We start from the raw sequence: 14,103 nt of genomic DNA, 5'->3' as shown, positions 1-14,103 counted from the left end.
ACCCTATTTGGCGCTCTTTGTCTTGTCTATACAAATTAATTTGGACAGTTTGTCGTAATTGAACCCATTTTCAGTTGATATTCACTATAATTAAGAAAATATCAGGAGGTGAAGTTTATGAAAAAAATGTGCATCTCCGCAGTTAGTGCCTTACTTTTGGCTAATAGTTTGCTACTTCCTGTAACAACTTTCGCCGAAACGACCGAAACAATCGCATCCTCCAGTGAAGAAAATGTTTCATCTGTTTCAGAAGAAAAGATTCCAGAAACTTCATCGGCAGAAGAGCAAAATTCAGCAACCAGTAGTTCGGAGATTCCCCAATCAGAAGAGTTAACGACTGTTGAAACAAGTGAAGAGCCGCCAAATGAAGCACTAGCGATAACGGAAGCACAACTGATGATGCCCCAATTATACGCAGGTGCTGTCTTAGATAAAGCGACGCCTATCAGTACACTATTTCCTGATCCAGCCTTTGCGGAAAATATCAGAAAACAGTTAAGCAAATCTCGGACCTCTAATACTGTCACCCAAGCAGAATTGGATAAACTGAATAAAGTTATTTTAGAAAATGTCGTTGTTTCTAATGTGGAAGGAGTTCAATACCTAAGAAACTTAGAAGAATTATCTTTTCAAGATTCACTCAATGTAACAGATTTGAGTCCTTTTGCTAAAGGTGAATTTAAGCTATTACGTTTTTTATATATGAGAAATAATAAAATAGCTGATCTTAGTCCGTTAGGTCAAGCAGGATTGATTAGTTTAGAAGGCTTGTATGTTGAGAACAATCAATTAACGACATTAAATGGACTTGAAGGAATGGCTGCTTTAAAAAATTTAAGTATCCAAAATACGACAGATCATCCGTCAAAAATCACGCCGAATAATCGAGTGACTTCCTTCGACCCGCTTCGTTCTCTTCGTAATTTAGAAACCATTTGGGCTGCCAATAATCAGATTGCTACTTTAGATGGGCTTACGGAAGCAAATAACCTACTCCGTCTTTATGTGGAAAATAATCAATTAAAAACAATTGCGCCCTTGGCGAATAAGCCACGTCTAGAAGAGTTGAGTATTATGAATCAAACGATTGCTAGTCTGGAAGCTTTAAGCACTGTTCCTAATCTGCGTGTACTGTATGCAAGAAACAATCAAATTTCTTCCTTGGCACCGTTAGAGAAAACACTCAATCTAACAGTTTTAGATATGGGAGAAAATCAAATTTCAGATATCAGTCCGTTAAAAGGCTTAACGGCCATTACAGGGCTAGATGTATCTAATCAAATGATTATCTTATCTTCTGTCGATTATATTGCTGGGAAACCACTGCAATTAAAAAATAAGGTGGTATCTCGTGATGGTCAACTATTTCCACCGCTGACGATTAGCCCTTATGGAAGTTACGATGCCACAAAAGGACTGTTTGAATGGAATTTACCCAAAGCTCATGAAGGCGTTTCTTATATCTGGGAATCAACAGATAAAGCATACTTAGGGAACTTTTCTGGAACAGTCGTCCAACCTGTCAAAGAAGTTTTCTTAAGTGAAACGAAACTATCTTGGTCAAAAGAGCGTATAGAAAAGTCGATGGAAAAAACAATCGATATTGATGACTTTCAAAAAACAGCCCTGCCTTTTTATTGGCAAGATGTCGATGCTGGGAATAGATTACAATTTATTGTCAAAAAAGAGGGCCAAGAAATCCAGAAATTAGCAGATGAAACAACCACTAATTCTAAAACATTTAAGGAAAAAGCCTTGTTATTACCAGAACTAACTTATGGAAAACAGCAGTTGGTCGTGGAAGTCTATGATAAAGGCTACAAGATTGATGAATTAGCGCTAACAGTCACTGTGGTTGGCTCTGTCAGGTTCAAAACGGTACCCACAGCGATTTCCTTTGGGAATGAGCTGCAAATCGCTAGTAGCACGACCCAATATCCAATTGTTTCCATGGATCAACCATTAGTGATACGGGATACTCGTCAAACAGGGAATAATTGGTCGCTTGCACTAACCGTTACTTCTGATTTCAAATCTGAATCAGGTGCTACGTTGCCGAATATTTTAAAATTTAGAACCAACCATCGCTTACAGGACATTCCAGAAGGCCAATCGATTCTTGTTCACAACCAAGTCAATGGACATCAAGAAACAAATATTTCTGATCAATGGAAAGAAAATGACCAAGAGTTGTTATTATCTGTTCCTGGAGGGACGGCCAAAGCAGAAGAATACGAAGCAAAACTAACTTGGCACTTGATGGACGTACCTGATGGCAGTGCAAAATAGGGGGTGAGTCTTATCAAAAAAATAGTTAGCGGTGTATTGCTATTAGGATTGATTTCATCAGTTGATGTATTTGCTGAAACAAATGCCTATCCGACAAATGCAGAAGTTTCTTTTTATGGCGAGTATGAACCACCAGCCAACAAAGAAAAACCAGATGGTAAGATACCACAGCGTTTCCCCAAGCAGTCGGAAGCAATACCAGCAGTGAGTGGAGAATCATTGAAGCATTCAACAAGTAAAACGGTTGATCAAAAAGGCTCAGGCTTCTTACCTCGAACTGGTACTAAACAGCAACAAATGTTTAATTATCTCGGAATAATAGTCATCTTTATGGCTAGTTTTATTTTAAAAAAAAGAAAGAAGGAACAATAAAATGAAAAAAATTATCTTATCAACAATCCCCGCTATCACTTTAGGCGTGGCTATTGCACCAGAAGTGAATGCAGAAGAAAAAAACTATGAATCAAATGCCATCGTAGAATTTACGCCGGATACCTCTATCAACAAACCAGTCGATCCAGTGAATCCAGATACCGAAAAACCTGTTGAACCCTTTGACCCAACGACACCAGACACAGGCAATAAGCCAAATGAAGGAACAACTGGTCCACTAAGTATCGATTATGCTTCTAGTTTAGACTTTGGCAAAAATAAAATTTCAAATAAAGATGAAAAATATTATGCAAATCCACAATACTTTTTCTTGGCAGACGGTTCTGGTCCTGATTTGACTAATCCTAAACCAAATTATATACAAATTTCCGACAAACGCGGAACGAATGCCGGTTGGGCCTTAACAGTTAAACAAGAAACACAATTAACAGCGACAAAAGAAACATTAAATAAAGTTTTAGACGGTTCAGAAATTAAATTAAGTCAAAACAAAGCAGTGTCTAATTCCAAAGCAGTCACACCAACTGCGCATGAAGTAACTTTAGTAGCTGGCGATTCATCAAATGTGATGTCTGCCGCTGAAGGTCAAGGTTCTGGAACTTGGCTTAGTGCGTTTGGTGGGATTGAAAAAGTGGAAGTTGACGGTGAAAGCGTAGATAAAAATACAGCGATCACATTAACTGTACCAGGAGCAACACCAAAAGATGCTGTTCAATACAAAACTGTTTTAACATGGACAATCGCTGATTTACCAAGCGTATAATTATTGAAACTATAACAATAGAAGAGAAGGAGCACTAACATGAAAAAAATGACCATCGCAAGCAGCTTAATTTTAGCAACCATCGCGGTAGGCACACTACCAGTTCAAGCAGAGGAAGTGGCTAATCGCGACACAGATGCTATTGTAAAATTTAAAGCACCAGATGAAAAAGATCCTAACAGCAAAAATCCTGTAGTGGATCCAGAAGACAAAGACGGCAAAGATCCTGTGACACCTATCGACCCAGTAAATCCTGACAAACCAGTTGATGAAGGTTCTACAGGCCCCTTAACCTTGGACTATGCTTCAAGTTTAAACTTTGGTGAAAATATAATCAGCACAAAAGATGAAATCTATTTTGCATCAGCACAAGTTTTAAAAGATAAAAATAATGTTGAAAAAACGGGTCCATTATTTGCTCAAATTACAGATAATCGTGGAACTTTAGAAGGCTGGACTTTATCTGCAAAACAAAATTCTGCATTTACTTCTGCTACAAAAGGTCAGACGCTTGAAGGAACTGAAATTGTCTTTCAAAATGCTTCAGCTGTGACAGCAGGACAAAGCGCTGCACCAACAAGTTTAGCGAGCGTAACTTTTGGTACAGTGGGTGAAAGTCATAACGTGATGGTAGCCGCAACAGATCAAGGTGCTGGGAAATGGTCATACTTATACGGCAATGCTAGTTCAATTGCTGAAGTTGACGGCCGTCAAGTAATGAAAGATGTTCAATTAAAAGTGCCAGGTAAATCAGTTAAATTAAACGATGCCTACAAAACAACAATTACTTGGACATTAGCTAATACGCCAGTATAAAAAGAACCTTTTTGGAGAAAGGAAGAGGGGAACTCAGCCTTTCTCCTTTACATAGAAATGGAGTGTAGAGCGAAATGAAAAATAGATATTTTATTCTGATGATCCTAAGTTTTTATTTCTTTGCTTTTGGCATTGAAACCTCAGCAGCAGAATTACGATTTAGTGTTGAAACAGAAATTCCAGAAAACCAAATAGATAAAACAAAAACATATTTTGATTTAATGATGAAACCAGACCAAGAACAAATTTTGAAAGTTCGAGCGGCCAATAGTACAGATGAAAATTTAGTGATTGATGTTAGTGTGAAGTCGGCCACAACAAACAGCAACGGAGTGATTGAATATGGTGAGTCGTTGACAGCATTAGATAAATCTGCACCAGCAGATTTATCAGAAATCATTCAACTGAAAGACGGCGGTGAGAGTGTTGAATTGCCTGCTAAAAGTGAAAAAGTAGTTGAATTGCGAGTGAAGATGCCTAAAGAAGAGTTTTCAGGGAAACTAGCGGGCGGGATCACGTTTAGTGAAAAAGTCGATGAAACGAAAGACAAGCAAAAAGCAAATACAAACGGCCTAGCAATTGAAAATCGCTATGCCTATACAGTAGCTGTTTTACTTCGAGAAAATGAAACAGTTGTACAACCAGAATTGTCTTTAGAGAAAGTTGAACCGACGCAAAGAAATGCGCGCAGTGTTATTTCTGCAACACTGTTAAATCATGAAGCAGCCTATCTTCAATCAATGAAAGTAACGGCAAATGTTAAAAATAAGAAAACAAATAACGTTATTTTAGAGAAAGAACAAGAAGATATGCAAATGGCGCCCAATTCAATTTTTAATTTCCCTATTCCTTATGAAGAAAATGAAATGGAAGCTGGAACGTATGTATTGGCAATGACTGTGGAAGGCTCAGGAAAAAAATGGCAATTTACGAAAGAATTTACAATCTCAAAAGAGGAAGCAAAAACATTTAATGAGAAAGATGTAACCGTCAAAAAAACGGAATCTAAACTTATTTATCTCTTAATCGGTTTATTGCTCCTTTTACTGATGATCTTCCTGTTCATCATTTTACGTCTGAAAAAACAAAAAAATAAATAAAAAAAAGCCGTTCTTCAATTTGAAGAGCGGCTTTTTTTTAAAGATTAAATAATTTCTCCACAGTCGGACAAAGTTCGGTGAAACAAGTGACTTCTGCAAGGTGTGATGCAGGTTGGCAACTTGGTAGTTCACGAGAGCGGTGGTTAAACCAAAGAGAATGCCAGCCACCATTACGTGCGCCTACAATATCATTGTCATAACTATCACCAACATATAAAGTATGTTCAGGTTCCATACAAAATTGATTACAGGCTAAATCAAAAATTTCCTTTTCAGGTTTTTGAAAACCCGTACTTTGAGAAATAATGATATTTTGGCTTGGAACCCATTTTTCAAGATTCAATTGTTTAACTTTTTTAAATTGATGGTCTGTTGGACCATTTGTAATAATCCCCATCGGAATTTCTTTCTCTTGTAAAGTATCAAGAAGCTTAGTAACTTCTGGATGCATCGTAATATTATCCAATTCTTCTTCATAAACTTGTTGGAAAATTTTTCCTTCTTCTTGTGAAATTCCTGGATAGTTTAGATCCTTTAATGTTTCATTCATCCGGAAAAACCGCATGAAATCTAGGGACCATTCATTGGCTAAAACTTTCGGAAACGTTTCATCGCTGTGGTGTCTAAAACGAAGATACAATTCATGCATATCCTCTGTCGCAACGTTTGGGAAAATTTTAGTCATCGCATTTCGAAAGGGTTGTTGCTGATCGTACAGCGTGTCATCAACATCAAAAACAATGGTTCTCATTTAACAAGTGCACCTCTTAACTTTTTTACAAAACTTTTCATATGTTATATTGTAGCTGATATTTTCACAAATAAATAGAGTATTTTTCACTGTATTTCAAGGTTTTTCGCAGAAATCAAAGCCTTGCGGGAAAAGACAATTATAGTTATTTTTACCGAAAAAATGGAAACGATAAATGAAAAAATATTCTGATAATGAAAAGTTTGTGAAAATGATTTTGAGTCAAAGTTACTTAAATAACACGTGTTCTGATATAAGTTAGAATTTTGCAAGAGACAGTCTTTTTCCGTATAATGAATGAGAATGAAGGGGGAGAGTTAGGGAGTTATGTTAAAGCGTTTTTTTGGGTATTATCGACCTTATCGTCGATTATTTATTTTGGATTTTGGGTGTGCCGTTTTTGCGGGGCTGTTAGAGTTGGCTTTTCCAGTAGCAGTCAACCAAGTAATTGATAAGATTATGCCAAAAGGAGATTTTCGCCTCATTGCATTAGCTAGTGCGGGCTTATTTGCATTTTATATAATCAATACGTTTTTACAATTTATTGTGGTTTATTTTGGTCATATGTTAGGCGTGAATATTGAAACAGATATGCGTGAAGAATTATATCAACATCTGCAAACACAACCGTTTGAGTATTATGATAATCAAAAAACAGGGAAATTAATGAGCCGTTTGACCACTGATCTTTTTGAAATTTCGGAAGTGGCGCATCATGGTCCAGAAGACGTCTTTATTACGATTATGACGTTAGCAGGTTCTTTTTTATTAATGTTAACCATTCACGTGAAATTAGCCATCGCTACGTTTATTTTATTGCCATTTATCACGATTGCGCTAGGCTATTTTAATAAAAAAATGACAAAAGCGAATACGGATATTTACGATAATTTAGGTGAATTTAATGCTGGGATTGAAGCGTCAGTAAGTGGGATACGTGTCACGCAATCTTTTGCAAATGAACCGTTTGAACGAAAACAGTTTAATTATTTAAATCAAATGTATCGAAAATCGAAATTATATTTTTATAAGGTGATGGGTGTCAGTTCCGCCTATAATTACTTATTAATTCGTCTGATAAATTTATTTTCATTAATTTTTGGTGCGTATTATACAATTAAAGGAGAAATTACAGAAGGTCAGTTTGTAGGATTTATTTTATTAGCCAATATTTTTATTCGGCCGATTGAAAAAGTCAACAATATGATTGAAAGCTATCCCAAAGGATTTGCTGGTTTTAAACGTTTTACGGAAGAAATGGACAAACAACCGTCCATCAAAGATTTGCCAGGAGCTGTTGCTGTTTCACATTTAGAAGGAACGATTGCCTATAAAGATGTTTCATTTGCTTATGAAGATGGCACAAAAGTTTTAGACCATATCAATTTAAAAATTCAACCTGGTGAAACCGTTGCTTTCGTTGGACAAAGTGGTTCAGGAAAAACGACCTTGTGCAATCTGTTGCCTCGTTTTTATGAAGTCAGTAGTGGTGAAATTACGATTGACGGTAGAAATATCCAGCAAATGACCTTGGCTTCATTACGTAAGCAGATTGGAATTGTTCAACAAGATGTGTTTTTATTCCCTGGAACATTACGAGAAAATATTGCTTATGGGAATTTAAATGCTACAGAAATAGACATTCAACAAGCGGTGAAATTAGCACATTTAGAACATGTAATTCAGCTAATGCCAGATGGCTTAGACACAATTATTGGCGAACGTGGCGTGAAATTATCGGGCGGTCAAAAGCAGCGAGTGGCAATTGCGCGAATGTTCTTGAAGAACCCGCCGATTTTAATTCTAGATGAAGCGACTTCTGCATTAGATACAGAAACAGAGCAAGTGATTCAAGAGTCATTAAACTCGTTAGCTGACGGGCGAACAACATTAATTATTGCCCACAGACTGGCAACGATTAAACATGCTGATCGAATAATCGTAGTGAGTGACCAAGGAATTTTAGAAGATGGAACACATGAAACTTTGTACGCGCAAAGAGGTCACTATCGTCGGCTGTACGATGCTCAATTTAGAACATAAAAAACCCGCGAATAAAACTTCGCGGGTTTTTATTATGTTTAGTTAGCGCCGAACTTTTCTTCCCAAACCAACAGCATTTTTCATTCGTTGAAGTGTTTTGTTGGCTACCAGGCGAGCGTTTTCTGCGCCCTCATCTAAAATCATATCTAATTCTTCTGAAGCTAGAAGCTCTTGGTAGCGCACTTGAATAGGTTCTAATAAGGCAACTACTGCTTCTGCTAAATCTGCTTTGAAGTCTCCATAGCCTTTGCCTTCGTATGCTTGAACAAGTTCCTCAACAGTTTGACCTGTCGCAGCAGAATAAATATTTAGTAAGTTAGTAATGCCAGGCTTTTCTTCTTTATTATATTCAATTACACCAGTTGAATCAGTTACGGCAGAGCGGATTTTTTTGCGAATCACTGCTGGCTCATCAAGCATTGAAATAAAGCCCTTCACATTTGTATCAGACTTACTCATCTTTTTCGTTGGTTCTTGTAAGCTCATAATTCGACTACCTTGCTCAGCGATTTTTACTTCAGGCATCGTTAAAATTTCTTGATTTTTTTGGGCGTAACGTTTGTTGAAGCGTTCCACAAAATCACGTGTTAATTCTAAGTGTTGTTTTTGATCATCTCCGACTGGCACTAAGTCAGCGTTGTACAACACGATATCACCAACCATTAATGGAGGGTATGTTAAAAGACCAGCGCTTACGCCAGCACGACCATTTTTTTGAGATTTATCTTTAAATTGTGTCATTCGCTCTAACTCACCAATAGAAGTATTGCACTGAATGATCCAACCAGCTTCTGCATGGGCACTCACTTCAGACTGTATGAAAATTGTTGCTTTTTGTGGGTCTAAACCAACCGCTAGGTAAAGAGCTGCTAAGCTACGAATTTGCTGGCGTAGCTTTTGCGGTTCTTGGGGAACGGTAATGGCATGTTCATCCACAATACAAAAATAACAATTGTATTCATTTTGTAATTCGATAAATTGTTTCATTGCACCAATGTAATTTCCGATTGTCGGAGTACCACTGGGCTGAATACCAGAAAAAATTGTTTTCATTAAATAACCACCTGACTTTAGACTTAAGATAGTGAATAGTTCTATTATACATTTTATTAGAAAAAAATACATGGGAACTTCTTGAAAAATCACCAAGAGAAGTAAATTATAACAGCAACCATGAAAATAGAAAACTGTATTACTTTTTTACAGAATTATAACGAATATCCATAAAATTTCATAAAAATTAACCCTAATTTTACACGGATGTAATGAAGGAAAAATAAACAAAGTTAATAAAAAATGTTTAAAAACCCCTAGTATTTTTATTAGAAATTAGGTATACTGGTTTTAAATAGAGGAACAGTACAGTTCCCTGTTTCAGAAACGCGATGATTCGCGAAAAGGAGTGATGCACAATGTTGACACTTTATACTTCCCCAAGTTGCACGTCATGTCGTAAGGCTAGAGCCTGGTTGCAAGAGCACGAAATTCCTTTTAAAGAAAGAAATATTTTTTCTGAACCTTTAAATATTGAGGAATTAAAAGCAATTTTAATCATGACAGAAGATGGAACAGAAGAGATTATCTCTACTCGCTCTAAAGTTTTCCAAAAATTAAATATGGATTTGGACGAGCTTCCACTTCAAGATCTATTAGAGTTGGTTCAAGAAAACCCTGGATTGTTGCGTCGGCCAATTATGATTGATGAGAAAAGATTACAAGTCGGGTTTAACGAAGATGAAATTCGCCGATTCTTACCAAGAGATGTTCGACAACTGGAATTGCGCCAAGCACAATTAATGGCAGGTTTATAAAAAATATAAAATTTTGTTCTTTATTTGTTAATTGTAATAAAGAACGATTCATATGAATTTAGGGCCAGGGATTTTTATCTCTGGCTTTTTAATACATATTTAGAACTTGTATTCATTTGATTTGGCAGAACGTGGTCAAGGAAAAATAGTATCTTTTTTGGAGAGACTGCGTTAAGATGAAGAGGTAGAAGGAGCGAAAAACCAATCGTTAAAAAAGTTCAAAGTTTATAAAACGTTCGCTAGTTTTCGAGGATTTATAGACTTTCCACTTTACTTTTGTGTAGTTTTCGCTACAATGAACGTAAGAAGTTTCCTGATTGAAGCAAAGAGAGGTGTAGCGCTATGGAAATGGAACATATTAATGAAAATACGATTCGTGTGTTAATTGGCAACGAAGACCTGGCGGATAGAGGGATTACTTTTCTTGACTTACTAGGAAACCACAAAGATGTTGAAAATTTCTTTTATAGTATTTTAGAAGAAGTTGATGTCGAAGATGAATTCCAAGGTAGTGAAGCAGTCACTTTCCAAGTCTTGCCTAAAAATGATGGCTTAGAACTGTTTATTAGTAAAAATGTCGCTATGGACGACTTGTCTTCCTTAGAAGGTCTGAGCGAAGTCAATGCAGATGTTAGCGAATTAATTCGCAAACAAATTGAAGCAGACAAAGCAGCCGCCGATGAACTTGATGAGATGGAAGCCACAGATGAAACAAACAGAAATGTAATCTTTGAATTAGATAATTTTGAAGCGATGATCCAATTATCCAAAGAAGTCTTCATGCAATCTGTTTTGACTAACTTATACACGTACAACGATCGTTATTACTTACAAGTTTTGTTCTTAACCGATGAATTAGAAAAAACAAATGTTGACAATGAAATTGCACAGATTTTAGAATTTGCTCATAAAACAACTGTCACTCAGGATACTTTAGTCGAATATGGCACTTGTATTATGGAACGCAGTGCGTTGGAATTAACACGTTATTACTTTAATGATTAAGCAAAAAAGCAAAAACTTTCGAGTTTTTGCTTTTTTTTTTGATGAAAATTAAGAAACTTTGCGTAGTTTATTTATGAGAGGTGAAAATCATGTTAACAGCTTTAACGGCAGACAACCAAGAATTATTTTCTTTAATCGATTGCTCGATTGATGAATTAACACAGATACGAAGCGAACAAGCTTTTGTGTGTCCAATGTGTCATCAATCGGTCATTTTGAAGGCAGGCCCCATTAAAATACCCCATTTTGCTCATCGTAAAAAGAATAGTTGTTGGTACGAAGCAGAAGCTGAAACAGAAGAACACCTCCGCTTGAAGCAGCTTTTTGCGGAAAAGTGTTTACGCGAAAAGCTGTCCTTTCAAGTTGAGGCATACTTACCCAACTTGAAGCAACGCCCAGATTTACTCATTGGCAAGATAGCCATTGAAATTCAATGTAGTCCATTGCCAATTAAACGTTTGGTGGAACGGACGGAGACTTATCAAGCTCATGGCTATCAAGTTGTTTGGATTTTAGGTGAACGATTAGTGCCTAAAGACAAGCTCACGCAATTAACGAAACAATTTCTTTACTTTTCGGAGTCCTTGGGGTTTTATTTATGGACGGCCAATAAGAAGCAAGAACGAATAGAATTACTTTGTCATATTGAAGAGAGTCAATGTCAACAATTTTATAGAAGAAAACAATCATGGGATTTTTACGAAAAAAAATTACTAGAAATCTTCCGACTACCGACCGCTAATTTAAATTTACTGCCAGATAGACGGCACACTGGCCAATTGATGCATGATTATTATCAAAAATTGACTCAACAACTTGGTTACAGAAATGCTCAGTTGCTTAGGACACAGAGCTTTTTATATACGAAAGGTTGTCACCTTCTCCAGTTACCTCCTTGGTTTTACTATCCTGGATTGAAGCTATTACCTTCTTCTGAAGAAGATATTCATTTAAAAATGCTTGTTTGGGAAGCACTAAAAACCAAAGAAGGGCGTTTAGTGACCAAACAGGAACTATGGCGTATCTTGGAAGCTGTTTTTTTTAAAGAAGGGAACTTTGTTTGGCAACCGCTACCGAATATTGGCTTAAAAAAGCTTTTTAAAATCGTGGGGAATAGCTTATTGAGCTGGTTACAAGAATGTTATGTGTTAATTAAAGTAAACAATAAGTACCTAATAACTAGTATTTTCCTAAGAGAAGATCCTGAAAAGCTCATTCATTGGCTAAAAAAAGTGAAAAAACAACATTTTTTTAGTCACACGTGTTAAATTATGATAGTATAATGAGTAAAACGTTTCTTAAAGGAGAGTAAACTATGAGCGAAATTAAACAATTACCAACACGTGATGAAGTTCCAACTCCATTAACTTGGGATTTAACCAAAATTTTTAAAGATGATGCTGCTTTTGATGTTGCGTATAATCAGTTGACAGAAGAGCTAAATCAAGCAGAATCATTTAAAGGAACCTTAGGGAATGGTGCAGAAGCTTTTCTAGCTGCGTTAGAATACGTTTTAGATGTCTATAGAAAAGTGGAAACATTATATGTCTATTCTCATTTAAAAAATGATCAAGACACTACAAATACAGCTTACCAAGCTTTATATGCCAGAGCTAGTTCTTTATATGCACAAGTTAGTGAAGCTGTTTCTTGGTTTGACCCAGAGGTTTTAACATTAAGTGATGAACAAATCTGGGGATATTTTGAAGAGCAGCCGAAATTAGCTGTTTATCGTCACTATATTCAAAATATTTTAGATGAACGTCCCCATGTTTTATCGATGGAACAAGAAGCTTTACTGGCGGGGGCTAGTGAAATTTTTGGTGCCTCAAGTAATACATTTTCAATTTTAAATAATGCAGACTTAGAATTTCCAACTGTGCAAAATGCTGAAGGCGAAACGATTCAACTTTCTCATGGCGTTTATGGTCAATTAATGGAAAGTGTCGATCCATCTGTTCGTGAAGCAGCATTTAAAGGGTTGTACAAAGTGTACAAACAATTTAGAAATACATTAGCCTCAACTTTAGGTGCACATGTTAAAACACATAATTATAAAGCAAAAATTAGAAATTATGATTCTGCTCGGGCAGCCTCTTTAGCAAGTAATCATATCCCTGAAAGTGTTCACGAAACATTAGTAGCTGTAGTAAATAAACATTTACCTTTGCTACATCGTTATGTAAAATTAAGAAAAAAATTATTAAACGTAGAAGAATTACACATGTACGACTTGTATGCGCCTTTGCTAGGTGAAGCACCAATTCGTTACAGCTATGAAGAAGCAAGAGAAAAAGCAATTGAGGCTTTAAAACCACTAGGTGAAGACTATTTATCTATTGTTAAAGAAGCTTTTTCAAGTCGTTGGATTGATGTGATTGAAAATCAAGGAAAACGAAGCGGCGCATATTCTTCAGGAGCTTATGATACAGCCCCATACATTTTAATGAATTGGCATGATAGTTTGGATCAACTATTTACATTAGTCCATGAGATGGGCCATAGTGTTCATAGTTACTATACAAGAAATAATCAGCCGTATGTTTATGGCGACTATTCAATTTTCTTAGCTGAGATTGCTTCAACCACAAATGAAAATATTTTAACAGAATATTTATTACAAACAGAAACAGATCCTAAAGTACGTGCGTATGTCTTAAATCATTATTTAGACGGCTTTAAGGGAACCATTTTCCGTCAAACCCAATTTGCGGAATTTGAACATTTTATTCACACGGAAGATGCTAAAGGCACGCCATTAACAAGTGAATATTTGAGTGAGTATTATGGCGAGCTCAATGCTAAATATTATGGACCAGAAGTAGTTAGAGACGAAGAAATCAGTTACGAATGGGCTAGAATTCCACATTTTTATTACAATTACTATGTTTATCAATATGCAACTGGCTTCTCAGCCGCTTCGGCATTGTCTAAACATATTTTAGCTGGAGAAGAAGGAGCTTTAGAGAAGTACCTTAACTACTTGAAAGCAGGAAGTAGTGACTTCCCAATTGAAGTGATGAAAAAAGCGGGCGTGGATATGACACAAGCCGCGTATATCGAAGATGCAATGAAAGTTTTTGAAGAACGTTTAACGGAATTAGAAGCTTTGGTTGAAAAATTATAGACAAA

At 36.3% G+C, this 14,103-nt stretch carries 12 protein-coding genes; 10 read left to right on the top strand and 2 right to left on the bottom strand.

The annotated features are described in order from the left end of the window. Positions 1 to 117: 117 nt before the first annotated feature. The 5 genes from elrA (at position 118) to elrE (ending at position 5,361) form a co-directional block, all read left to right on the top strand. Positions 118 to 2,289, top strand: coding sequence for an enterococcal leucine-rich protein ElrA (gene elrA / locus IGL42_RS10460; protein WP_010711244.1), 2,172 nt, complete (start codon positions 118 to 120; stop codon positions 2,287 to 2,289). 3 nt (positions 2,290 to 2,292) lie between these two features. Further along, positions 2,293 to 2,661, top strand: a complete 369-nt coding sequence (gene elrB / locus IGL42_RS10455) for an LPXTG anchor domain-containing protein ElrB (protein WP_002356469.1) — start codon at positions 2,293 to 2,295, stop codon at positions 2,659 to 2,661. 1 nt (position 2,662) lies between these two features. Further along, a complete protein-coding gene (gene elrC / locus IGL42_RS10450; RefSeq protein ID WP_104842583.1) occupies positions 2,663 to 3,445 on the top strand; it encodes a WxL domain-containing protein ElrC in 783 nt (260 codons plus the stop codon). A gap of 39 nt (positions 3,446 to 3,484) precedes the next feature. Further along, the gene (gene elrD, locus IGL42_RS10445) at positions 3,485 to 4,261 is read left to right on the top strand and encodes a WxL domain-containing protein ElrD (protein ID WP_002362542.1); all 777 of its coding nucleotides are present in this window, start codon (positions 3,485 to 3,487) and stop codon (positions 4,259 to 4,261) included. 74 nt (positions 4,262 to 4,335) lie between these two features. Further along, the gene (gene elrE, locus IGL42_RS10440; RefSeq protein ID WP_104842584.1) at positions 4,336 to 5,361 is read left to right on the top strand and encodes a transmembrane protein ElrE; all 1,026 of its coding nucleotides are present in this window, start codon (positions 4,336 to 4,338) and stop codon (positions 5,359 to 5,361) included. 37 nt (positions 5,362 to 5,398) lie between these two features. Here the strand turns inward: elrE and IGL42_RS10435 are convergent, their stop codons facing one another. After that, the gene (locus IGL42_RS10435) at positions 5,399 to 6,112 is read right to left on the bottom strand and encodes an HAD family hydrolase (protein ID WP_002356474.1); all 714 of its coding nucleotides are present in this window, start codon (positions 6,110 to 6,112) and stop codon (positions 5,399 to 5,401) included. Between the two features lie 327 nt (positions 6,113 to 6,439). On the opposite strand from IGL42_RS10435, the gene IGL42_RS10430 reads away from it, so the two are divergent. Beyond that, positions 6,440 to 8,155 carry an ABC transporter ATP-binding protein gene (locus IGL42_RS10430; protein WP_002394119.1) on the top strand — a complete coding sequence of 572 codons (1,716 nt, stop codon included), beginning with the start codon at positions 6,440 to 6,442 and terminating at the stop codon, positions 8,153 to 8,155. Between the two features lie 42 nt (positions 8,156 to 8,197). On the opposite strand, the gene trpS is transcribed toward IGL42_RS10430, so the two are convergent. Next, on the bottom strand, positions 8,198 to 9,208 hold the full coding sequence (trpS, locus tag IGL42_RS10425) for a tryptophan--tRNA ligase (protein ID WP_002356476.1): 1,011 nt from the start codon (positions 9,206 to 9,208) through the stop codon (positions 8,198 to 8,200). A 359-nt stretch (positions 9,209 to 9,567) separates the two neighbouring features. Between trpS and spxA the strand changes: the two genes are divergently transcribed. From spxA to pepF, 4 genes are all read left to right on the top strand, one after another. Next, positions 9,568 to 9,966 carry a transcriptional regulator SpxA gene (spxA, locus tag IGL42_RS10420; RefSeq protein ID WP_002356477.1) on the top strand — a complete coding sequence of 133 codons (399 nt, stop codon included), beginning with the start codon at positions 9,568 to 9,570 and terminating at the stop codon, positions 9,964 to 9,966. 342 nt (positions 9,967 to 10,308) lie between these two features. Further along, entirely contained in the window at positions 10,309 to 10,971 is a 663-nt protein-coding gene (locus IGL42_RS10415) for an adaptor protein MecA (RefSeq protein WP_002356478.1), read from the top strand. 89 nt (positions 10,972 to 11,060) lie between these two features. After that, entirely contained in the window at positions 11,061 to 12,239 is a 1,179-nt protein-coding gene (locus IGL42_RS10410) for a competence protein CoiA (protein WP_010710653.1), read from the top strand. Between the two features lie 47 nt (positions 12,240 to 12,286). Next, positions 12,287 to 14,098: an oligoendopeptidase F gene (pepF, locus tag IGL42_RS10405; protein WP_010710652.1), complete on the top strand. Its 1,812-nt coding sequence runs from the start codon at positions 12,287 to 12,289 to the stop codon at positions 14,096 to 14,098. The last annotated feature ends 5 nt before the right edge of the window (positions 14,099 to 14,103 follow it).

This window comes from Enterococcus sp. DIV0712 (assembly GCF_050554855.1).
Lineage (GTDB): Bacteria > Bacillota > Bacilli > Lactobacillales > Enterococcaceae > Enterococcus > Enterococcus faecalis.
The sequence above is the reverse complement of the archived record's forward strand: the minus strand, read 5'-3'. Positions and strand labels throughout refer to the sequence as shown.

What these genes read in the sequence shown, in the direction of transcription:
- trpS (WP_002356476.1), bottom strand. Translation starts at nt 9,208, where the DNA reads ATGAAAACAATTTTTTCTGGTATTCAGCCCAGTGGTACTCCGACAATC.
- elrD (WP_002362542.1), top strand. Translation starts at nt 3,485, where the DNA reads ATGAAAAAAATGACCATCGCAAGCAGCTTAATTTTAGCAACCATCGCG.
- spxA (WP_002356477.1), top strand. Translation starts at nt 9,568, where the DNA reads ATGTTGACACTTTATACTTCCCCAAGTTGCACGTCATGTCGTAAGGCT.
- IGL42_RS10415 (WP_002356478.1), top strand. Translation starts at nt 10,309, where the DNA reads ATGGAAATGGAACATATTAATGAAAATACGATTCGTGTGTTAATTGGC.
- pepF (WP_010710652.1), top strand. Translation starts at nt 12,287, where the DNA reads ATGAGCGAAATTAAACAATTACCAACACGTGATGAAGTTCCAACTCCA.
- IGL42_RS10430 (WP_002394119.1), top strand. Translation starts at nt 6,440, where the DNA reads ATGTTAAAGCGTTTTTTTGGGTATTATCGACCTTATCGTCGATTATTT.
- IGL42_RS10410 (WP_010710653.1), top strand. Translation starts at nt 11,061, where the DNA reads ATGTTAACAGCTTTAACGGCAGACAACCAAGAATTATTTTCTTTAATC.
- IGL42_RS10435 (WP_002356474.1), bottom strand. Translation starts at nt 6,112, where the DNA reads ATGAGAACCATTGTTTTTGATGTTGATGACACGCTGTACGATCAGCAA.
- elrA (WP_010711244.1), top strand. Translation starts at nt 118, where the DNA reads ATGAAAAAAATGTGCATCTCCGCAGTTAGTGCCTTACTTTTGGCTAAT.
- elrE (WP_104842584.1), top strand. Translation starts at nt 4,336, where the DNA reads ATGAAAAATAGATATTTTATTCTGATGATCCTAAGTTTTTATTTCTTT.
- elrC (WP_104842583.1), top strand. Translation starts at nt 2,663, where the DNA reads ATGAAAAAAATTATCTTATCAACAATCCCCGCTATCACTTTAGGCGTG.